Source organism: Hoylesella buccalis ATCC 35310, from assembly GCF_000177075.1.
Lineage (GTDB): Bacteria > Bacteroidota > Bacteroidia > Bacteroidales > Bacteroidaceae > Prevotella > Prevotella buccalis.
In genome coordinates this window covers 1-21,062 of sequence record NZ_ADEG01000031.1, presented here as the reverse complement: position 1 = coordinate 21,062, position 21,062 = coordinate 1, and the positions used below count along the sequence as shown (strand labels likewise).

The 21,062-nt window shown below is 47.5% G+C and carries 18 protein-coding genes and 2 tRNA genes; 11 read left to right on the top strand and 9 right to left on the bottom strand.

Annotated elements, in window-relative coordinates; genetic code table 11:
• Positions 1 to 68: 68 nt before the first annotated feature.
• The 5 genes from HMPREF0650_RS02320 (at position 69) to HMPREF0650_RS02300 (ending at position 4,232) form a co-directional block, all read left to right on the top strand.
• A complete protein-coding gene (locus HMPREF0650_RS02320) occupies positions 69 to 1,784 on the top strand; it encodes a glutamine--tRNA ligase/YqeY domain fusion protein (RefSeq protein ID WP_004348093.1) in 1,716 nt (571 codons plus the stop codon).
• A 36-nt stretch (positions 1,785 to 1,820) separates the two neighbouring features.
• Positions 1,821 to 3,260 (top strand): tetratricopeptide repeat protein, encoded by a 1,440-nt coding sequence (locus HMPREF0650_RS02315; protein ID WP_004348092.1) that lies wholly within the window; start codon positions 1,821 to 1,823, stop codon positions 3,258 to 3,260.
• A 21-nt stretch (positions 3,261 to 3,281) separates the two neighbouring features.
• Positions 3,282 to 3,935: a DedA family protein gene (locus HMPREF0650_RS02310; RefSeq protein WP_004348091.1), complete on the top strand. Its 654-nt coding sequence runs from the start codon at positions 3,282 to 3,284 to the stop codon at positions 3,933 to 3,935.
• Between the two features lie 148 nt (positions 3,936 to 4,083).
• A tRNA-Thr gene (locus HMPREF0650_RS02305) sits at positions 4,084 to 4,156 on the top strand.
• 5 nt (positions 4,157 to 4,161) lie between these two features.
• Positions 4,162 to 4,232: transfer RNA gene (locus tag HMPREF0650_RS02300), tRNA-Gly, on the top strand.
• Positions 4,233 to 4,238: 6 nt separating this feature from the next.
• On the opposite strand, the gene HMPREF0650_RS02295 is transcribed toward HMPREF0650_RS02300, so the two are convergent.
• The 5 genes from HMPREF0650_RS02295 to HMPREF0650_RS02275 form a co-directional block, all read right to left on the bottom strand.
• Positions 4,239 to 4,781 carry a GNAT family N-acetyltransferase gene (locus HMPREF0650_RS02295; protein WP_004348089.1) on the bottom strand — a complete coding sequence of 181 codons (543 nt, stop codon included), beginning with the start codon at positions 4,779 to 4,781 and terminating at the stop codon, positions 4,239 to 4,241.
• Between the two features lie 15 nt (positions 4,782 to 4,796).
• Complete coding sequence (locus tag HMPREF0650_RS02290) at positions 4,797 to 5,996, bottom strand: glycosyltransferase family 2 protein (protein ID WP_004348087.1); 1,200 nt, start codon at positions 5,994 to 5,996, stop codon at positions 4,797 to 4,799.
• Between the two features lie 12 nt (positions 5,997 to 6,008).
• The gene (locus tag HMPREF0650_RS02285) at positions 6,009 to 6,458 is read right to left on the bottom strand and encodes a hypothetical protein (protein WP_004348085.1); all 450 of its coding nucleotides are present in this window, start codon (positions 6,456 to 6,458) and stop codon (positions 6,009 to 6,011) included.
• A gap of 68 nt (positions 6,459 to 6,526) precedes the next feature.
• Positions 6,527 to 7,138 (bottom strand): recombination mediator RecR, encoded by a 612-nt coding sequence (recR, locus tag HMPREF0650_RS02280; RefSeq protein WP_004348083.1) that lies wholly within the window; start codon positions 7,136 to 7,138, stop codon positions 6,527 to 6,529.
• On the bottom strand, positions 7,139 to 7,624 hold the full coding sequence (locus HMPREF0650_RS02275; RefSeq protein ID WP_375342084.1) for an outer membrane beta-barrel protein: 486 nt from the start codon (positions 7,622 to 7,624) through the stop codon (positions 7,139 to 7,141).
• A 235-nt stretch (positions 7,625 to 7,859) separates the two neighbouring features.
• Between HMPREF0650_RS02275 and HMPREF0650_RS02270 the strand changes: the two genes are divergently transcribed.
• The 4 genes from HMPREF0650_RS02270 (at position 7,860) to HMPREF0650_RS02255 (ending at position 13,002) form a co-directional block, all read left to right on the top strand.
• A complete protein-coding gene (locus HMPREF0650_RS02270; RefSeq protein ID WP_004348081.1) occupies positions 7,860 to 9,554 on the top strand; it encodes a glycoside hydrolase family 10-like protein in 1,695 nt (564 codons plus the stop codon).
• Between the two features lie 410 nt (positions 9,555 to 9,964).
• Entirely contained in the window at positions 9,965 to 10,720 is a 756-nt protein-coding gene (gene kdsA / locus HMPREF0650_RS02265; RefSeq protein ID WP_004348080.1) for a 3-deoxy-8-phosphooctulonate synthase, read from the top strand.
• A gap of 27 nt (positions 10,721 to 10,747) precedes the next feature.
• On the top strand, positions 10,748 to 11,722 hold the full coding sequence (locus HMPREF0650_RS02260) for a KpsF/GutQ family sugar-phosphate isomerase (protein WP_004348079.1): 975 nt from the start codon (positions 10,748 to 10,750) through the stop codon (positions 11,720 to 11,722).
• A 20-nt stretch (positions 11,723 to 11,742) separates the two neighbouring features.
• Positions 11,743 to 13,002, top strand: coding sequence for a phospholipase D-like domain-containing protein (locus HMPREF0650_RS02255; protein ID WP_004348077.1), 1,260 nt, complete (start codon positions 11,743 to 11,745; stop codon positions 13,000 to 13,002).
• Between the two features lie 88 nt (positions 13,003 to 13,090).
• Here the strand turns inward: HMPREF0650_RS02255 and HMPREF0650_RS02250 are convergent, their stop codons facing one another.
• The 4 genes from HMPREF0650_RS02250 to HMPREF0650_RS02235 all read right to left on the bottom strand — a co-directional run bounded on the left by HMPREF0650_RS02250 (position 13,091) and on the right by HMPREF0650_RS02235 (position 19,260).
• On the bottom strand, positions 13,091 to 13,702 hold the full coding sequence (locus HMPREF0650_RS02250) for a LuxR C-terminal-related transcriptional regulator (protein WP_004348076.1): 612 nt from the start codon (positions 13,700 to 13,702) through the stop codon (positions 13,091 to 13,093).
• Positions 13,703 to 13,841: 139 nt separating this feature from the next.
• The gene (locus tag HMPREF0650_RS02245; protein ID WP_004348075.1) at positions 13,842 to 14,174 is read right to left on the bottom strand and encodes a cupin domain-containing protein; all 333 of its coding nucleotides are present in this window, start codon (positions 14,172 to 14,174) and stop codon (positions 13,842 to 13,844) included.
• A gap of 154 nt (positions 14,175 to 14,328) precedes the next feature.
• Positions 14,329 to 15,951, bottom strand: coding sequence for a BACON domain-containing protein (locus HMPREF0650_RS02240; RefSeq protein ID WP_004348073.1), 1,623 nt, complete (start codon positions 15,949 to 15,951; stop codon positions 14,329 to 14,331).
• A 39-nt stretch (positions 15,952 to 15,990) separates the two neighbouring features.
• The gene (locus HMPREF0650_RS02235) at positions 15,991 to 19,260 is read right to left on the bottom strand and encodes a TonB-dependent receptor (protein ID WP_004348072.1); all 3,270 of its coding nucleotides are present in this window, start codon (positions 19,258 to 19,260) and stop codon (positions 15,991 to 15,993) included.
• 553 nt (positions 19,261 to 19,813) lie between these two features.
• Here HMPREF0650_RS02235 and HMPREF0650_RS02230 point away from each other — a divergent pair.
• Positions 19,814 to 20,005 carry a hypothetical protein gene (locus HMPREF0650_RS02230; RefSeq protein ID WP_040562174.1) on the top strand — a complete coding sequence of 64 codons (192 nt, stop codon included), beginning with the start codon at positions 19,814 to 19,816 and terminating at the stop codon, positions 20,003 to 20,005.
• Between the two features lie 150 nt (positions 20,006 to 20,155).
• Positions 20,156 to 21,028 (top strand): sigma-70 family RNA polymerase sigma factor, encoded by an 873-nt coding sequence (locus HMPREF0650_RS02225; RefSeq protein WP_004348071.1) that lies wholly within the window; start codon positions 20,156 to 20,158, stop codon positions 21,026 to 21,028.
• The last annotated feature ends 34 nt before the right edge of the window (positions 21,029 to 21,062 follow it).

The following is a 21,062-nucleotide window of genomic DNA, read 5'->3' as shown; positions in this document are numbered from 1 at the left end:
ATTACAAAGATCATGTAGACGACAAGACGCATGGAAACATGGTTCTTGCATCACTAACATTAAATATTATGACAGTAAAAGAGGATCATAGCACGGAAGAGAAGAAGAGTTTGAGTTTTGTGGAGCAACTCGTTGAAGACGACCTTGCCAAGGGAAAGAATGGCGGTCGCATTCAAACACGCTTCCCTCCAGAACCCAATGGCTATCTGCATATAGGTCACGCCAAGGCCATTTGCATGGACTTTGGCATTGCCGAGAAATACAATGGAGTGTGCAATCTTCGGTTCGACGACACCAATCCCAGCAAAGAAAACAACGAATATGTGGAGAACATCCTGCATGACATCAGTTGGTTGGGATTCAAATGGGGAAATGTTTATTATGCTTCCGACTATTTTGAGAAGCTTTGGGACTTTGCAGTGTGGATGATTAAGCAAGGACTCGCCTACATTGACGAGCAGACCTCTGAAGAGATTGCTCAGCAAAAAGGCACGCCCACCACACCTGGTACGGCCTCGCCTTACCGCGACCGACCCATCGAAGAGTCGTTGGAGCTGTTCAACAAGATGAACACTCCAGAGGCTGTGGAAGGCAGCATGGTGCTTCGTGCCAAATTAGACATGGCCAACCCGAACATGCACTTCCGCGATCCAATCATCTATCGCATCATACACATTCCGCATCACAGGACAGGAACCAAATGGAACGCATACCCCATGTACGACTTCGCCCATGGACAAAGCGATTATTTCGAAGGTGTTACCCACTCTATTTGTACGCTCGAGTTTGTTCCTCACCGTCCATTGTACGACCATCTTGTTGACTTTCTCAAGACGATGGATGGTTCGGATGATAACATGCAGGACAACCGTCCGCGACAAATTGAGTTCAACCGATTGAATCTCACCTACACCGTGATGAGCAAGCGTAAGCTGCACTCACTGGTGGAAGAGCGATTGGTGTCCGGATGGGACGACCCTCGTATGCCTACCTTGTGCGGTATGCGTCGCCGTGGCTATTCGCCTGAAAGCATTAGGAAATTCATCAATTCCATTGGCTACACCAAGTTTGACGCCTTGAACGACGTTGCCTTGCTCGAAGCTGCCGTGCGTGATGACCTCAACAAGAAGGCATGTCGAGTGAGTGCAGTGCTTGATCCGGTGAAACTGGTCATCACCAACTATCCCGAAGGGAAATCAGAAGAGATGGAAGCCATCAACAACCCGGAGAACGAGGCCGATGGTACACACCACATCACATTCAGTAAGAATCTCTGGATAGAGCGTGGTGACTTCATGGAGGACGCTCCGAAGAAGTTCTTCCGCATGACCCCAGGCAAGGAAGTTCGATTGAAGAACGCTTACATCGTGAAGTGTACGGGATGCACGAAGGACGAGGAAGGAAACATTATAGAGATACAAGCAGAGTATGACCCACTGAGCAAGAGCGGCTTGGAGGGAGCCAACAGAAAGGTAAAAGGCACCCTACACTGGGTATCTGCCGACCACTGTAGGCAGGCAGAGGTGCGAGAATACGACCGATTGTTCTTCGTTGAGAACCCTGGTGCAGATGAAAGGGATTTCCACGAACTGCTCAATCCTGACAGTTTGCGCGTGTTCCCGAACTGTTACGTTGAAGCATACGCGGCAGACAAACAGCCGGGAGAGTATCTACAGTTCCAAAGAATCGGTTATTTCATGGCCGATCCGGACAGAACAGACGACCACTTAGTATTCAATAAGACAGTAGGACTGAAAGACACCTGGGCAAAGGTTAACAAATAACCTTGCCCTTCTGGGTGTTTTTTCATTCGTTGTACGATGGCAGAAGCATATAACTTTTTTGATAATAAGGAATTCAAGGATAACCTAAAACGATATGAAGAGGCTCATATCCAGGGACTTTCCATCTATCTGGATGCGGATGATTTTGCCGATATCGCAGAGTATTACCGCGGCAAAGGTCGCATAGACGAAGCGCATGCGGTGTTAGACGAGGCGATAAATCTGTTCCCAGGGTCAACAACCCTATGGACTTTCAAAGCCAGAATAACGCTTTTGGAAGGCGGTGATGTGGAGCGTGCTTACGAATACATCAGTCATGTTGACGACAAGGACGACGTGGAATATACCTATACGCTGGCCGAAATCATGATCATGGATGGAAAAGCAAAGCAGGCAGACCAACTGTTGCACCGTCGATTTGAGCGGGTAGATGAAGAGGAACGGGAAGAATTTAAGCAAGATGTCGCCACTATATACGCCGACTATGAGGAGTTTGACCTCGCCAATGAGTGGTTCGACCGATTAGAACCCAATGAAGACAACAGTTATAAAGAACTGAAAGGACGCATTGCATTGGGCACTGGCAACCTTGAAGACTGCGAGAACATCTTCCAAGAGCTGATTGATGAAGACCCTTACTCAACGAGCTACTGGAACAATCTGGCAATGCTGCAATTCTTGAAGAGTAATTTCAACGACTCAATCACCAGCAGCGAGTTCTCCATTGCCATCAACCCCGATGACGCAGAAGCGATACTTACCAAAGCAAACGGACTATTCAGCTTGGGCAATTACGAAGAGGCACTGAATTATTTCGACCGATATAGCAAGCTGGTTCCTGATGATTTGTCGGTAGTGATGCTAAAAGGCGTTACACTTTTGCACCTCAACAAACCCGAAGAAGCACTCACACACTTCAAGAAAGCAGAGAAGATGGGGCGTCATTCGGATTCCAACTTGCCTGAAATCTATCAGGAAATTGCCTTCACTCTGTCACAGCAGGGGCGCGTGGAAGAAGCTCTCGCCTACTTGGACAAGAAGGAAAAGCTGCCCAACGACAACCACTGTGATACCTTGCTGCTCAAAGGACACATTCTCTTGGAGAACGACTATCTGGAGAAGGCACAAGAGGTTTTTCAGGAAGCGATTAGAAGTTCGGACAATTCACCCAGCACTTTTTTACAGATAGCCATATCCGTTTACGACTGTCGATACGTTCACTTGGCATACAACTTATTCTTATCATATTTCAAAGACATGGGCGACACCTGTCAAGACGGCTACGCTTACTTCGCTCGCTGTGCCAATGAACTGGGAAAAAAGAAAGAATTTGCCCACGCCGTGAAGCTGGCTTGTGAGAGAAATCCGATGGAAGCGAAAATGGTTTTGGCCGACTTGTTTCCCGAAGGAATGAGTACTGAAGAGTATTATCCCTACCTGCTTTCAACAAATACGGATGAGAGAAAGCAAAAATAACCAGCCAAAATAGACAAAACAATGAATTGGTTTTCTTCCCTGATGGGGAATCTTAACTATTGGACAGTATTCTTATTAATGTATATAGAGGGAACAGTGATCCCCGTTCCCTCCGAGTTGATTGTCTCACCCGCTGCCTATCATGCCGCAGCTGGTCATCTGGACGTCACGCTCGTCATCATCTTTGCCACCCTGGGTGCTGTCCTTGGTTCGGCAACCAACTATGTGGCAGCCTACTATCTGGGCCGCCCCATCGTCTATAGGTTTGCCAACAGCAAGCTGGGACACCTGTGTTTGCTGAACCAAGAGAAGATAGAAAAGAGCGAAAAATATTTTAATGACCATGGCGTGATAGCCACCTTGACTGGCAGATTGTTGCCCGGAATCAGGCAAGTGATATCGGTTCCCGCCGGCTTAGCCAAGATGAAGTTTTGGAAATTCATACTCTACACCACCATCGGGGCGGGCATTTGGAATTGTGTGCTGGCCGCCTTGGGCTGGTATTTGCACTCCATTGTACCGGAAGAACAACTCAACGACAAGATTTTAGAGTACAACGATCATATCAAGGTGGTGATTTTAAGTCTGTTTGGCCTGATGGTAGCCTATTTTATTATCAAGCATTTTCTCAACAAGCGCAAGCAAAACAAGACACAATCTTCCAATCCTTCTTGAAAAGAATCAACCAGCTAAAAAACTTGAGGAATCCAACTTCAGCAGCTGATTGTATGTTAACTTTCGTTAATAGCATAACAACTGCAAGCACTTCTGTTATTGTTTGTCAATCAAAATGCCTATCTTTGCACTCACTTTAAAGAGAATCGCCGATATGGCTCAGTTGGTAGAGCAACTCATTCGTAATGAGTAGGTCCCCGGTTCGAGTCCGGGTATCGGCTCTCTTGCGGAATTAGCACATCGGTAGTGCGTGGGCTTCCCAAGCCTGAGAGGCGGGTTCGATTCCCGTATTCCGCTCAATCTTTATTTATTCTCCCCCTTATTTTTCGCTTCCTCTTCAGCACTGAAGATATATTGCATCACGACAGCGTCACGATAGGCCGTTCCATTGTAAAGCCAATCGGCCAACTTGCACCCCTCGGTGAAGCCCAACTGTGCGAACAAAGCCAAGATATTGCCCTTGTCAGCGGCTACCACGACATAGATTTGATGCAGATGTAGCACGCGTTTGGCATATTTCAACACTTCCTGTACCACCGCCTTGCCATAGCCTTTGCCACGAAACTGCTCTTGAATCACGATGCCCAGTTCGGCTCTTCGATGTTGCGGAGCGAAGTTAACGATATCAACCATGCCAATCGTCTTGCCGCATTCGTTTTCAATGATCAGTCTTACTTGCTTGTCAGTGTAGATGTCTCCGGAGGAATGTGCAATGTAGTCGTGCAGCACATACCTTGAATAAGGAACATTGGTCGCACTTACATTCCACAACTTCACATCGTTTTCTATCTTATACAACAAGTCAAGATCTTCGGGCTCCATGGCCCTTAGCTGCGCATGTATCATGATTTTGGCTATGTTTTATGAGAATATTTCCGATTCGGTAATCACCATTTTCGTTTCTGGCAGATACGTTCCGAGGCACACTTTCTCGCTAGGTTGTGAGGCAAAGATATTCAATACCTCATCAAAATTGTAGGCTTGGGTATCGTAAACCATATACACCTTGTCGGCTTGTGGCAACTTCAAAGTCAGATGACCATCGGGATGATCGCGATAGGTGGATGTCACAAACTGAGCGCTAAGTCCTTTTCGCCGCGCAATCTCCTCACACTCGCGCATGGATTGGCTACTTCCGATGAAGACATACTGCACAGTCTCTTGTTTCTTTCTCCGAAAAAGTCCCACTCCCTGTTTGGCCTTTACCACCTGCATGCTTATCAAAGCCATGAATGCCTTCGCGTAGATGGCTATCTTAATGGGCAACCCCAGCAGGATGCTCATGCCGCCATAATGTTTTTTGAAGAATATCAGCATGGCTTGATAGAACACATGCACATAACGATAGGACGATTTTTGGGTGCTTTCACCTTTATAATGCAATATTCTCAACGGCAGATACCAGTTGTGATAACCCTTCTGAAGCAAGCGATAAGACAGGTCTATGTCCTCTCCATACATGAAGAAATCTTCGTCGAGCAAGCCCACATCCTCGAGTGCTTTACGCGGAACGGCGAAAAACGCACCGCTGACAATTTCTATCTCGGCTGGTTCATCCCAGGGTAGGTGCCCCATGTAGTATCTTGCAAAGCGTTTACTCGTAGGATATTTCGCACACAATCCGCACATTTTGTAAAAGGCCGTCCATGGTGTTGGCACCCCTCTGCGCGACTCTTTCGCATCAAAGCCTTGCTGATTCATCATCCGAACGCCCACGCCACCAACGTCTTCGTGCGAATCCATCCAATCAATGAGCTGGCGCATGGTATGCTCACCGACGATTGTATCGGGATTCAACAATAAAACATACTCACCCTTGCTTTGCCTAATGGCAAGATTGTTCGCCCTGGCGAAGCCCAAATTATGATTGCTGCTGATGAGATTCACCGTGGGGAACCTAACTGAAAGATAGTCTACCGACCCGTCTACGGAGGCATTGTCTACCACAAAAATCTCGGCATCTACATCCTTGAGCGACCGTGTTAATGAAATCAAACACTGCTCAAGATAGTACTTTACATTATAGTTGACGATGATGACAGACAGCTTCACTCCTTGCATGATCTTTCACGGTTAAACCTTCTCGTCACCTTTTGTTTCCGTCACGCAACGATCCAAGGAGGGATAGATGAAAAACAAACTCAGAAAAACAATGACTGCCATGTAACAAAACGCCGCATGGACGAAGAGATAATAAAATAAGACGTTAACCACCAGCAGCACGCCCAACACGTCCAAGCGCACACTGCCCCACCTTTGGAGCGCGCATAACGCCTGAGCGTCATCGCCTTTCAGTGCCTCTGCCACCTTTTTATACTTAAACAAGCGCAACGAAAGCGGAATGCAACAGATGGTGAGTAGTTCCATAACCACCAAACAAACAAACTCTTTCTGGCCCGAACCGGCCCAAGCCCCTGATACTAAGGCACCCGTTTCAAACAGCACCACCATCAATAAGGATAGGATGATGGGTAAAAAAAACTGAATCATCAACAGGCGTTGCACGCTTCTTATCTGGTTCATGGAATTCAATGTATATCAATGTAACACCCAACCAACCTCCTCCGAGCTTGGCCAGATTTGTTTTTTCCTTATCGTTCAAACGGTGTTCTGTTCACAATCGAGCGCCCCAAAGTCACCTCGTCCGTGTACTCCAGCTCATCACCTACGGATATTCCGCGCGCTATCACGGAGAGCTTCACATCTAAAGGAGCCAATTTTCGTGAGATATAAAAATTGGTTGTGTCGCCTTCCATCGTCGAACTCAAGGCCAAAATCACCTCCGAGACGCCGCCTTGCTCAACCCGTTGCACCAGCGACTGTATTTCCAACTGGTCGGGACCGATGCCATCCATGGGTGAGATGATGCCCCCCAGCACATGATAAAGTCCGCGAAACTGCTGCGTATTCTCCACCGCCATCACGTCTTGTATGTTCTCCACCACACAAATCAGCGACGTATCCCTACGTGGGTCCGAACAAATAGGACACACATCTTCATCACTGATGTTGTGACACACTTGGCAGTATTTCACCTCCTGCTTCACTTTAGCGATGGCCGAGGCAAACTGTTCAACGTCACTGTTGCTTTGTCGCAGCAGATGCAGAACCAGTCTCAAGGCCGTTTTTCGCCCTATTCCGGGAAGTTTGGAGAACTCGTTGACGGCTTTTTCGAGTAGAACAGACGGATATTGTTGTTCCATTTACAGGTACACGCCAATCCCTATCTTGAAGCCAATGGTGGAAAAGTCACTGTGCTTCTTGAACGACTGGTCATAGTACACGGCGGGTTCAACGGTCACCGTACGACTTAAAAAGTAAGCATAACCAACCTCTACGCCAGGCATCACATCGTTGTAGTTATGGTTGGCATGAATCAACTTGCAGTTAACGCCCAGGTAGATGCCATTTTGAACAATGTAGTAACGCCCACCAACACCCACAGAAATATAATCGGGAACCGACTCATATCCGCTGTGTTGATAGCTCAGGTTGCCCAAAACCATCAAGTTGTCCTCAAAGAGATAACCAGCTTGCGCCTGAATGCCTAAATTGAGCTTGTCCAAACCGTTGTAACTCAGATTCAATCCGGTCAACGAGCCGCCGATATACACCTTGTCTTGTTCAAACTGTGCGCTGGCCGTGAGGGTCATCAGCAACGCCGCAATCATTGTTAATAGCTTCTTCATTTTCATCAAAGAATTATTATGTAAGTATATTTTCCATCTCCTCAACAGGCTCCACTCACACCGTTTTTCTCCGCACACACAAGCCTTTCTGCACCAAGGTTGACGCTGATTTGCAGCCTAAATTGAACGTTACGGCTGGAGCAGTGATGTATTTTGCAAAAGTACATAATATATTTGAGAACCGAAAAAATATCCGTATCTTTGTCAGCATAATTCTTTTGAACGAACAGACAGGATGAAACGATTCTCACTATCCATCATATTGGTAACGCTCTCTCTTCTTGTATCCGCCCAATCTCCCACCCCTTTGCTGCAAAACGCGCTATGCTCCTCGCCCAAACGCGAAGTGAGAGCCGTGTGGCTGACCACCATCGGCGGACTGGATTGGCCTAAAACCTACGCCCACACTGCGTACACAAAGGAAAAACAGCAGGAAGAATTGCGAAACCTGCTCGACCAATACCAGCGTGCCGGCATCAACACCATCTTGCTGCAAACCCGCGTCAGGGGGACGATGATTTACCCATCCACCCACGAACCATGGGACGGCTGCCTGTCGGGCGTGCCGGGAAGAAGTCCGGGGTACGACGCTTTGGCATTTGCCATTGACGAATGCCACCGCCGCGGCATGGAGTTGCACGCCTGGGTAGTTACCATACCGCTGGGAAAATGGAACGGGTTGGGCTGCAAAACCATGAGGAGAAAGCTGCCGGCACTGGTCAGAAGGATTGGCGCAGATGGCTATATGAACCCCGAAAAGCCCCAAACAGCCGATTATCTCGCCACCATCTGCGAAGAAATAACGCGCAACTACGACATCGACGGCATTCATCTCGACTACATTCGCTATCCCGAAAACTGGCCCCTTCGCATCAACAGAACGGAAGGCCGCCGCAACATCACCCGCATCGTGGAAGCCATTCACGCCAAAGTGAAGCGGCTCAAGCCCTGGGTGAAGATGAGTTGTTCGCCCATTGGCAAATATGATGACCTGCCCAGATACACCAGTCGGGGATGGAACGCCTACACCAAGGTGTGCCAAGACGCCCAAGGATGGCTCAAAACGGGACTGATGGATCAGCTCTACCCCATGCTGTACTTCAAAGACAACAACTTCTTTCCCTTCGCCATCAACTGGAAAGAAGAGAGTTACGGAAGGATGATTGTTCCCGGACTGGGCATCTATTTCATGTCGCCCAGTGAGCGTAACTGGCCCATCGACGTCATCAAACAAGAGCTGAACGTTGTTAGACAATACGGTATGGGGCACGCATACTTCAGAGGAAAGTTCCTGACAGACAACACCAAGGGCATCTACGACTTCGCAGAGAACGATTTTACCCGCTATCCGGCACTCGTGCCAGCCATGACCTGGCAACACAGTACGCCGCCAATGCCGCCAACCCGCCTCCGGTTGGATAGCATCAAAGCCACGTTGAGCTGGTCGGGAGCGAAAGATCGCAGTGACGCTCCCTACCTGGTGTACAACGTTTATGCCAGTCGGCAGGCGCCCGTTGACATTCATGACGCACGCAACATCGTGGCCGCCCGCATCCCCTCAACCTCCACTCGCGTGCCAACCGCACAAGGTATGGCGTACGCCGTGACGGCCATGGATCGCTATGGCAACGAGAGTGAACCGCTACAAACACACCAAAAGCCCATCAAAACCACCCACTTTCCACCGGCAACGCTGTTGCCCTGTGACGGACTGCGCCTGCAACTGCCCGACAAGGGACAAACGCTGGACGCCCTGTTCGTGCTTATCGAATCGCTGCAAGGCACCATGGTCACCACCCGTGTATACCAAGGAAAGTATGCCGACGTGTCAAAACTGCCCGAGGGTATGTATGTGCTGCGTTCTATCAACAGGAAAGGCTATCGGCATCGCCTCGGCCATTTCATGGTGAAGCGTAATCCGAATTTATAGGTTTATTTCGCTTCCCCAAATCTACCACACAACAACCTGATGACTAAGGAGTTGCAATCTCCATGACTTTGGCCTTCAATAGCATAGAGATTGGAGGTCAAAGTCAATGCTTTTGCACACCAAAGGCAATGAGATTGAAAGGCATAGGATATAATAGACTGAAAATAGGCCACCGGCTTTTAAGATAATGTAGTTGAAACGAAAGCAGCTGATGGTTTTAGCCAACACGCTACCTTTTCCATAAAAGAGTTGTGCAAATGTGCATGGAAAAACAGAAAAGGACGGGCCAAATGCAGAAAATTTCTTAATTTTGCAAGATGAGTTGGCAAGGAACAACGAATGAAATGTTAAAGCTTTGGCAATTAAACGCTATTTCTGTAACTTTGTACACATAACTTATACGACGGATTATGCAACCCATCTTTATCGCAGGCCCCTGCGTCATCGAATCGGAAGAACTGTTGGACACCGTTGCCCAACGACTGGTTGATATCAACCGAAAGCTCGGTACGGACATCATCTTCAAGGCTTCGTTTGACAAGGCCAACCGCACGTCAATCCATTCGTTCAGAGGTCCTGGTCTGGAAAAAGGCCTGCAAATGCTCACCCACATCAAAGAAACCTACAAACTGAGGATTACCACGGACATTCATGAGAGCTGGCAGGCGGAAGCAGTGGGTGAAGTGTGCGACATTTTGCAGATACCCGCATTCTTGTGCAGGCAGACTGATTTGCTGATGGCTGCTGCTGCAACAGGCAAGATTGTGAACATCAAGAAAGCACAGTTTCTGAGTGGAAAGGACATGAGGCACCCCGTAGAGAAAGCTATGGAGAGCGGTGCCAAGGAAATATGGCTCACCGAGCGCGGTAACTGCTTTGGGTACAACAATCTGGTGGTTGACTTCAGGAACATCCCCGACATGAAAGAGATTGTTAAAACGGTGATTATGGACTGCACACACTGTGTTCAAAGACCTGGTGCGGGTGAGGGAAAAACCATCGGTGACCGACGATTCATACCGGCCATGGCACACGCTGCGAAAGCTTTTGGGGCAACGGGATATTTCTTTGAGACCCATCCAACACCGGATGAAGGACTAAGTGACGCTGCCAACATGCTGGAATTGGACAAGCTGGAACCTCTCATCGCATCACTACTACAATAGACGCACCGCATACATAATAACAGATTCATGGAAGAAAATACGAAAGAATCGCTAAAACATGCAAGAGAATACGCCTCACAGTGCATCAAGGATGAAGCGCAGGCACTGCTGGAGTTGATTCCACAGCTGGATGAAAACTTTGAAAAGGCCGTAGACATGATGTTCAACTGCAAGGGGAAAATCATCGTCACCGGTGTTGGCAAGAGTGGCAACGTAGGAGCCAAGATAGCTGCTACATTGTCTTCAACGGGTACGCCGGCGTTCTATATCAATCCGCTGGACATCTACCATGGTGATTTGGGCGTGATGACACCCGACGATGTGGTGCTGGCCTTGAGCAACAGCGGGCAGACTGATGAGTTGCTTCGCTTTCTGCCCATGGTGCTGCACATGAACGTGCCGGTGGTATCTATCAGTGGAAATCCCAAATCGTTGCTGGCCAAATACTCGACAGCGCACATCACATGCCGTGTAGAGAAAGAGGCCTGTCCGCTGAATCTGGCTCCAACGAGCAGCACAACGGCCGCACTGGCCATGGGAGACGCACTGGCCATTGCCCTGATGATGGTGAGAAACTTCAAGCCAAACGACTTCGCACAGTTTCATCCGGGTGGCGAACTGGGCAAGCGGTTGCTCACAACAGCCTCGGACGTGATGCGGTCAGACAACCTGCCCATCATCCCCAAAGAGATGCATCTGGGCGATGCCATCATTCATGTGAGCAAAGGAAAACTGGGCTTGGGTGTGTCATTGGAGAACGAGAAAGTGGTAGGACTAATCACAGATGGCGACATTAGACGCGCCATGGAGAAGTGGCAAGCCCAATTCTTCGACAAAACGGTAAGCGACATCATGACAACGAGTCCAAAAACGGTTTCACCGAACACAAAAATCACAGAGATACAAACCATCATGCACAAGTACAAAATACATACGGTACTGGTTGTTGACAGCGACAACCATTTGTTAGGGGTCGTCGACCACTATTCGTGCATGCTATAAAAGCCCCCATTGACTGAAATTTGAGAGTTCTATTATTCATTTTATGTTTCATCGCCTGCACGTCAGTTGATGCGCAGAGTTCAGACTCACTCATCGTTGAGACCTTGCGAGAGAAGGGTGTGACGTTCTCACATGACAATAGTGTGACGCTGTTGATGGACGGACAAGAGAAGTTTGATGACTTGTTTTTGGCCATCAAGCAAGCCAAGAGTAGCGTGCATCTGGAGTATTTCAACTTTAGAAACGATTCCATTGCGCGACTGTTGTTCGACATCTTGGAAGAGAAAGTGGCTGAGGGTGTGGAGGTAAGAGCTTTGTTTGATGCTTTTGGTAATTGGTCGAACAACCGTCCACTGATGAAACGACACCTAGACTCGATACGCGCCAAAGGTGTTGAAATTTACAAATTTGACCCCATCACCTTTCCTTGGATCAATCATGTACTGAGCCGCGACCATCGCAAGATTGTTGTCATTGATGGCGAGGTGGCCTACACGGGTGGCATGAACGTGGCCGACTATTACATTAAGGGCACCCGTCAGGTGGGAAAATGGCACGACATGCACTGTAGAATTGAGGGTTTAGCGGTGAACGATCTGCAACGTATCTTTTTGAAAATGTGGAATAAAACGGCGAAGCAGAACGTGCATGGCGCAAAATATTATAGAGGTCACCGCAACAGGGGGCATATCAAGGGACTCAAGTCGGACACTTGCAGCACCTCAGGCGATAAGATGGTAGGTATCGTGAACCGTGAACCACGCATCAGTAACGAGATGATCAGGGCGTTCTATGTGGGAGCTATCGATGCAGCTCGAGACAGTTTGAAAATCATCAATCCTTATTTTACACTGAATCGGGGCATCAAGAAAGCACTGAAAAAGGCCATCAAGCGAGGTGTGAAAGTAGAGATTATGCTGTCGACCAGCAGCGATATTCCCTTAACACCCGACTGTGGGTTCTACAATGCGCACAAACTGATGAAGCAAGGGGCGAACGTGTGGATGTTTACGGATGGGTTTCACCATACCAAGGTGATTATGGTAGATGGCAAATTCTGTACGGTGGGGAGTGCCAACCTCAATGCCAGGAGCCTTAATTTCGACTATGAAGAAAACGCTGTGATTGTTGATCGCTGCACTACTCGCCAGCTGGACAAGCTGTTTGATGATGACAAGAAAGATAGTTTTCTGCTCACTCCCAAGAGCTGGGATGAGTTTAGAACGCCTTGGCAGAAGCTGCGTGGATGGTTTGCTCACTTGTTAGCGCCCGTGTTATAACGATAAACAGCGGCCTAAAAAGTGCCATTGACCTAAAAAGCAACCAACGCCAAGAGGTTTCTTGACGCCACATTGGTGGGTTACACCTTTATATTTTGTTGATATCTACATACCCATGCATCACGGCATAGATGGTGAGAGCCGAGACACTCTTCACTCCCAGCTTGTCCATGATGTTCTTACGATGCGTGATAACCGTTGTCATACCAATGTTCAACTGGTCAGCTATCTCCTTATTAATATATCCTTGAACAATGAGGGACAACACTTCAATCTCTCGATCAGACAGAATTTTAGTCTTCAATGTTTTCAGTGAAGATGGGAAACGCTGTCCCCCGCCATGTGCATTTTGTTCCAACATCAACAACGAACGCACCAACTGGTCTTCCGGAACGTTGACACACAGACTATGAAATCCAGAAAGTTGCGTAGATGGGTCAATGGAAGCGGCTAAGACAATCGTCTTTTTTTGTCGGTCAAGGAAGAACTGACGATGTTCCAACACAATGCTCATCGACACGAAGTAATGGAAAAACGAGTCCACGGCACATTCGGTCAGCTCTTCAAACGAGCCGAATGTGGTTACATCCATGACTGGCATCACATTCTGCAAGATTTGCTTCAACCCCAACACAGCCAGCGTATTGGAATCAATGATGGCCAGTTGAGGACGCCCATTGATAATCTTTCCTTCCGTCATAACAGCCACAAAGTTAAATATTTTTCCTCATAATCAAAAGAATATGGATAGCAAACATTCGTATCTATCAGCAACTTGCCCCGTACATACGACAAAAATGTTGCCTTGATACATAACTGTTCATGCTGTGAACATATTCTTAATGATGCTCTGGAACGATGGCAAAATAACGGACATCCGACGAAGTAAGGTTTTCCATGTAATGATGGTGTCCCATTGCACAATAATGCACTTGACCGGCTTGCACTTGCTTTGCCTCTCCGTCATCATGACACGTCAACGTTCCTTCTAAGACATAGACCACCTCACAATTATCAACGTGGGTATGAAGTCCGGTCGAAGCGCCTGGCTTGAGTGTGCTCAACATGATTTTGCACTTATCATCCGCAAAGTTGCGCGTAACATATGTGCCTTTACCTCCTTTGAAACCTTCTATGGTCTGTTCGTCTAAATCATTGAAATCTATAACCATAATGTTCTTGTATGTTTTAGTTGTACGACAAAGATAATTAAATAATGACACACCACAAAGAGATGATGACATTTAATCTTCTTTATCATTTCAAAGCAAAAGAGGGCATGCTGCGAAGCACACCCTCTCCATAATAAATCTTATTCAGGAATCGTTACTTATTACGAATCCAACTCTTGTCCCAGATATTCAATTGTTTTTTCGTCTTGTAAACAGAAGGAATGCAAACAACATTCACCTTACTGTCCTTGGCGGCCTGCACATAATAGTAAATATTCTTACCTTTGTACTTGCCTGTTCGTTGGTGGTTCAAGGCAAATGTGTTTGTGCCATCTGTCAACTCACCTGCACTTTTCACACCCGAGTACTTCACGTCAATGGTCTTACCCACGGTAGCGTCCTTGATGTGGATGTAACGGTTGATGTATTTATCATAGTCCGTTGCAAGCTGTGCAAGCGTCACTTCCATTGGTTTGGGTGCATCACCCTTGGTTACTTTGGCCAATTCGGTTTGCAACGACGTGGCTTCAGGAAGTCCGTTGTATGCATAGCCAGCGCCCCACACACGTCCATTGATGACATCACCCACAGCAAGACTTGAATTTCCACTGTAAAGTAGCAAGCCACCCGTTGCGTCTTCGACGAAAATGTTGCTGCCATTCTTGTAGGTTACCTTCGCATCAGTGAGGATGATGTCGAAGTTCACCTGCTTATTTCTATCAGTACTGGCTGATATGGCAGATGAAATGCCAGCGATACCGCCTGTGGTGACAGGAGTAGTGCCAAGCTGAATGATGGAAACTGTCAATACAGACTCTTCCTTTCCCTTGGTACTCTTGAACGTAAGTGTGCCTTCACGGTTCTTGCCTGTAGCGTTTGTAGAAGGGTTGACGGTGAACACCAAGTCACCCTTCTTGTTGACTGTGTAGCCTGGCTCTATCGTCATCCAGTCAACATCCGACTTGAAGCTCAAGCCTTCGCCTTTCTGTGTGATGGTGATGTTGAACGGTTTGCCTTCCTTGTCGATGGTTTTGTTGGTCTCTTTGCTGAGCAAGAGCGCCTTCTTCACTGAGACAAATGTGGCATCCACAATCTCAACTGTCGACTTATAAGTCGTCCTGGCACCTTCAACAGTGACAAGATCACCAGGAGCGATATTGAACTTCTTCCAGTTGTATGCACCTGATGCGTCCTTTGTACCATAGATATAGAGCTCGTTGCCCTCGTTGTCTACCATGTACCAGTTGCCGTATGAAGTGTTAATGATTTTGCCACACATACCTGTCACGCGGTAGGTTTTGCTGTCAACGCCCTTCAATACGTCCTTCACAGTACTTTCGGGCGTAGGAGAATCGTCAATCTGAGCAACGATGATGTTCTGATATTTGTCACCGGCTTTGATGCGTACGGTAACCGAACGCGTGGCCGTTGTAGCGCCAACGGTGAAAGAAATGTCGGTAGTTCCTGCGCCACCACTCAGTTGTGACACTTTAATCCAACTGTTTTCCTTGGTTGCCATCTGACTTGTTGGCACGTTGTATTTCACGATACCCTTTTCATCATCCAGCGAATCGGCCTTAACCGGAACCATGAAGTCCATGCTCCAGTCTTCCGTAGCCGTCACGGTAATCTTCTGTGTTCCACCTTTCACATCGAAGGCCACATAAGAAGAAGACACCTTCAAGTTGCTCAAATAGGTGGGTTCGTTGTCGTCCGCACAGCCTGTAAACATGGCAATGACTGCGATGAACGATGGAATGATATATTTTAGTTTCATATCCTTTTGTTTTACTATTAATTAAATGTATGCTTGACTTTAGTTGAACGTGTACTTGATACCCACCGACATGTACCAGCACTGGCCGATAGAATAGCTCGGTGTGAACGTTTCGGTATTGCCATTGATGGATTTTGGTGTAGAGAACTTAGCCACACCGTCTGTGTCAACACCCTCGTATTTGAGGATACGAGCATCTGAACCGATGGCAGGATTCAAGTATTTGGCCACACCCCACTTTGAGTCAAAGAGGTTGAGCAGGTTCTTAATGTCGAAGCTCAACTGCAAACCATGCTTGGTCTTCCCTACGTTGAGTTTGAAATCGTGCTTGTAAGCGAAGTCAATGCGATGCACCCAAGGAGAGTAAAGCGCGTAAGCCTCGGCATATTCTCCCTGATGTTTGCTCAGATAACCATTGGCATGCACATAGTCCATGAAACGAGTTTGGTCGTCTTCCGATACGAAACGGAATTGCTTGTCGGCCACTTGCTGATCGGTAGGAATGTAGATTGCATCATAATTGTATCCGTCACCGTTCATATCATTGGTGGTCATGAACGAGTAGTTGGCTCCACCTCTCCATCCTTCATAGAACAAACTATAGTGATTACCGCTCTTGTCGTGGATGGTAGCCGATGCCACCAATCGGTCGGGCGTGTTGTATTGCGAGTTGTGCAACTTGATATGGTTCGGTCCTTCCACGGTTGGAACGTAGGTGAATGCCGACTCTGCGTTAGAACCAGGCATGCCCGTCACACTCTTAGCCACGTTGTGCGTATAGGCAGCCATCAAGCTAACCCACTCTGCCGGTTGTACATTGGCGGTTAAGTTAGCCGTCCAACCATAGCCGCGACTGGTATTTTCCAAGACAAAAGCCTTGGTATTGGTACGGAATCCAGTAGGATAGATAGGACGGTTGTCCACACCATTCAGTCGAGCGAACCCGCCTACAGAAGGAATACTCCAGTCTGAGATGGAGGTTTCGTTAAGCGTCTTGTTGTAAATAAACTCACCCGACAAGGTGAATGGGAACGACACTGGTACTTGATAATCGATAGCCAATGATGCCTTCCATACCTGTGGCAACTTAAAGTTTTCTGACACGGCGGCGATAGCAGATGGAACTGTTCCGTCCTCGGGCTTGATGGTAGAAGGATAGCCCAAAGAAATCAGCTTGTCATAGAGCGCTTTCTGCGTAGCCTTGCCATTGGCATCGGTCACCAGTCCGCCTGCAAAGGTATCCATATCGAAGCCTCGCTTGGCAGCGTTGGCAGCGTTAATTTGTGCCTGATACTGCACCATACCACCGTTGGTAGGCATGTTGGTGAAGAACACCAGTGGCAAGTTTCCGGCAAAGAGACCCGTACCGCCACGCACCTTGAGCGACTTGTCACCCAAGACATCCCAGGTAAATCCAACACGCGGTGAGAATATCCAGTTGGCTGAAGGCCACTTGCCCGTATCAATGCGACGACCATCGTAATCAAGGTCGTAGATAGCCTTGTTGGTGATCAAGTCGCTGTTGACGAATGAGAGATTGTCAATGCGCAGACCGTAAACCAACTTGAAGTTGTCCATCACCGACCATTCATCCTGTCCGTATACAGAAATTTTGTTGCTGCGTACACGAGCGGCCGGCGCACTCTCGCCATCGTAACCGTAAGTGAGGTTCACAATCTCGGGAGCGGCACCGTTGATGAAGTCGTCCAAACTGCTATAGCGATAGTAACCTGTACCATTACGCATGTAGGCATTGTCCGCCATCTTGTATTCGTAGGCCAGTCCACCGGTGATTTTATGCTTTCCAGCATAGTAAGTCAGCTCGTCCTTCACGTTCCAAACATCGTTATGAACGGCATTGTTCCATGTAAACAGCTCATAGCCCAACGACAGGTAAGCCTGTCCGCCTTTCAGGATATCAATGAAGGGGAATTCAGAAGAATTAGAACTACGCAAGTCGTCCAACTTTGAATAGGTAGCCAACAACTGGTTGGAAAGATTCTCTGTCAAGCGACTATTCAAGTCGAATGAGAACGAGTGTACCAGGTTGTCCATCGAATACATGGTATTGGCATACGCCATAGATGCCTGCGACAGACGGCCTTCCGACATGCGTGTGCCGCCATCCATAGACGATGCGTTAGGCGAGCGCCAGGTCATGTTCTTGGTGTAGTTGTAGCGCAAGGCCAAACGATGCTGGTCTGTGATGTTCCAGTCTAAGCGCGCCAACAGCTTGGTGTTGCTGATGTCAGCGGGGAAGCTGGTGTACGAACCGGTGTTATATCCATATTTCTTGTTCACAAAATCAGAAACGGTCTGCAAATCCTTGGCTGTTGTACGCGAAATATACTCTTGAGCGTTGGCCACACCGTCCTCAGAGGCTCTCCAACGGTTGGCTACCGTAGGAACCTTTTCAGTTTCACCATTCACAAAGAAGAACAACTTGTTCTTGATAATCGGGCCACCCAACGTAAAACCGTAGGTAGTCTTGCGGTCTTTCTCGCGGGCATTGGTCATTTGGAATCCTTCGACAGCATCGCCTCGCATGTTCTCATTTCTGTGATAAACATACGCACTGCCCTTGAAAGCATTGGTACCCGACTTGGTAATGGCATTCACGCCACCACCGATGAAGTTGGTTTGGCGCACGTCATAGGGAGCAATTACCACCTGCAACTCTTCAATAGCTTCAATGGAGATGGGGTTGCCACCACCGGGAAGAGCCGATGACAGGCCAAAGTTGTTGTTGAAGTTGGCACCATCCACGGTGAAGTTGGCCGTACGACCATCCGTTCCGACAAAGCTCATGCCATTGCCTCCATAAGGAGAAAGGCGCGTGATGTCGGTGATGCTGCGGCTCACCGTAGGCAGATTCATCATCTGCGAATTGTTGATGTTGGTCGAAGCACCGGTCTTCTCTTGCGCAAACTTGGATGCCGTTGCACTGACAACAACCTCGCCCAGCATGGCGGCATCTTCCGAAAGAGTGACACCAAGGTTATACACCTCACCCAACTGAAGCGTGATATCCTTGTAAGTCTTCGTCTGGTGCCCCACATAGCTCACCGTAACGGCATAAGGACCACCAGTACGCATACCCTGAATGTTAAAACGTCCGTTCACGTTGGTCACTGCCGAATAGGTAGTTCCAGAAGGCTCGTGTACCGCCTGTACGGTCGCACCAATGAGTTCTTCGCCGGTTCCCTCAAGGGTAACCTTACCACTCATTGCGGAAGTTGTAACCTGTGCCATCATTGATGTGCACAAACACATCATCATGGACATCAGAAAAACAATTTTTTTCTGCATTTTTGTGTTAATTTTTAATTAAAAAAGAGGCATGAAAACCTGTTATACTTATTTCACTGCAAAATTAACTAAATATTTTCATATAATCGTTACATATTGGTTACAATTTGGTTATGCATCTACCCGCAGAGGAAATTTTTACCAGTAGAGGCGAAATTTATCACGCCCGTAGAGCCATCCGCGTGTCGGAATGTGCTCAATCACACCCCTACGTATTTCGGAACGTGATGACGAGTGGATGAGCCCAGCGAATAATCACACCCTACAAATGTAAAATGTTTTGCTCGAAAAACGCCTCAAAAACAGGGTTTCAGAACCTGCAAACTAGGAAAAATCACTAGGCTTGCAGGATGCAAAACAGGAGATAAGCAGGATGGAAACAACCCATTTTTGAGCAAAAGCTATGAGTTGGTCGCCCTATTTGCACCCTTTTGGCAAGCAATCTGCATGCCATTGACTTGCAAAGGCATGTAGATTGGCGTGTTAAAGCAATGCTTTTCATCAAAAATCCATATTAAACGAATCTTTAAACACGCATAAAAATAATAAACTGATGAATACCAAGTGGTTACAAAAACAATCCGTGCTTGCCGTATTTGCAACGCCCATCACAGTTGTTTGCAAACAAGCCAAGGAGCGAAAGCCATGTTGTCAAGAAAATTCAGCATCACATTTCGCCTCTCCTATCCACGTGGTCAATCCTTACTACCATGGCATGAGCAAGCTCGCCCACGACGGGAAATAACATTAAAAAAGTACATTTAATGAAGTTTAAATGTTCAGCCGCCACAATCATTAGGATATTTCGATAAAAATAAGTACCTTTGCAAGGTTTATTGTACATATCAATTCAATATTCAGATTATCAATCAGTTAGAAGTTTAGGGTATTTAGGATGAGACAATTAAAAATTCAGAAAAGCATTACCAATCGTTCAAGTGAAGCGTTAGACAAATATCTTGTAGAGATAGGCCGCGCACCCCTGATATCAATTGACGAGGAAATAGAACTCGCACAAAAGATTAAGAAGGGCGGACCAGAAGGCGAAAGAGCCAAAGACAAGCTTGTCACTGCCAATTTGCGATTCGTTGTTTCTGTAGCTAAACAATACCAGCATCAAGGACTATCACTGACAGACCTGATTGACGAAGGCAACATTGGGCTGATTAAGGCAGCCCAGAAGTTTGACGAAACGCGTGGATTCAAATTCATTTCGTATGCCGTTTGGTGGATTCGCCAAAGCATCTTGCAAGCTATTGCAGAACAGAGCCGCATCGTCAGGCTGCCCCTCAACCAGGTGGGATCGCTCAACAAGATTAATCACGAAATCAACAGGTTTGAGCAAGAGAACCATCGCCGCCCCTCTATCTCTGAATTGTCGGATGCAACGAACATCGATGAAGACAAAATCAGTCAGAGCATGATGGCCGACGGACACCATGTGAGCATAGATGCCCCTTTCCAGGACGGCGAAGACAACACCATGCTCGACGTGATGCCTAGTGGCGAAGACAGCAGAACCGACAGGCATGTAGACCACGAGTCGATGGCACAAGAGCTCGATGCGGTGCTCAACAAGGTGCTGAAAGAGCGTGAGATCATCATTATCAAAGAATGCTTCGGCATTGGTCGTCACGAGAAGGGACTGGAAGAAATTGGCGATCAGCTGGGACTGACGCGCGAACGCGTGAGACAAATTCGCGAAAAAAGTATTGCGAAGCTACGCGACAGCGGTAATGCAAAAATCCTGATGAAATATTTAGGATAAGATTTAAGGCTGGTTCTATAAATTACCACTGGAC

Coding starts and splice junctions, on each gene's coding strand:
- HMPREF0650_RS02320 (WP_004348093.1), top strand. CDS start 69: ATGACAGTAAAAGAGGATCATAGCACGGAAGAGAAGAAGAGTTTGAGT.
- HMPREF0650_RS02315 (WP_004348092.1), top strand. CDS start 1,821: ATGGCAGAAGCATATAACTTTTTTGATAATAAGGAATTCAAGGATAAC.
- HMPREF0650_RS02310 (WP_004348091.1), top strand. CDS start 3,282: ATGAATTGGTTTTCTTCCCTGATGGGGAATCTTAACTATTGGACAGTA.
- HMPREF0650_RS02295 (WP_004348089.1), bottom strand. CDS start 4,781: ATGATACATGCGCAGCTAAGGGCCATGGAGCCCGAAGATCTTGACTTG.
- HMPREF0650_RS02290 (WP_004348087.1), bottom strand. CDS start 5,996: ATGCAAGGAGTGAAGCTGTCTGTCATCATCGTCAACTATAATGTAAAG.
- HMPREF0650_RS02285 (WP_004348085.1), bottom strand. CDS start 6,458: ATGAACCAGATAAGAAGCGTGCAACGCCTGTTGATGATTCAGTTTTTT.
- recR (WP_004348083.1), bottom strand. CDS start 7,138: ATGGAACAACAATATCCGTCTGTTCTACTCGAAAAAGCCGTCAACGAG.
- HMPREF0650_RS02275 (WP_375342084.1), bottom strand. CDS start 7,624: ATGAAGAAGCTATTAACAATGATTGCGGCGTTGCTGATGACCCTCACG.
- HMPREF0650_RS02270 (WP_004348081.1), top strand. CDS start 7,860: ATGAAACGATTCTCACTATCCATCATATTGGTAACGCTCTCTCTTCTT.
- kdsA (WP_004348080.1), top strand. CDS start 9,965: ATGCAACCCATCTTTATCGCAGGCCCCTGCGTCATCGAATCGGAAGAA.
- HMPREF0650_RS02260 (WP_004348079.1), top strand. CDS start 10,748: ATGGAAGAAAATACGAAAGAATCGCTAAAACATGCAAGAGAATACGCC.
- HMPREF0650_RS02250 (WP_004348076.1), bottom strand. CDS start 13,702: ATGACGGAAGGAAAGATTATCAATGGGCGTCCTCAACTGGCCATCATT.
- HMPREF0650_RS02245 (WP_004348075.1), bottom strand. CDS start 14,174: ATGGTTATAGATTTCAATGATTTAGACGAACAGACCATAGAAGGTTTC.
- HMPREF0650_RS02240 (WP_004348073.1), bottom strand. CDS start 15,951: ATGAAACTAAAATATATCATTCCATCGTTCATCGCAGTCATTGCCATG.
- HMPREF0650_RS02235 (WP_004348072.1), bottom strand. CDS start 19,260: ATGCAGAAAAAAATTGTTTTTCTGATGTCCATGATGATGTGTTTGTGC.
- HMPREF0650_RS02230 (WP_040562174.1), top strand. CDS start 19,814: ATGAATACCAAGTGGTTACAAAAACAATCCGTGCTTGCCGTATTTGCA.
- HMPREF0650_RS02225 (WP_004348071.1), top strand. CDS start 20,156: ATGAGACAATTAAAAATTCAGAAAAGCATTACCAATCGTTCAAGTGAA.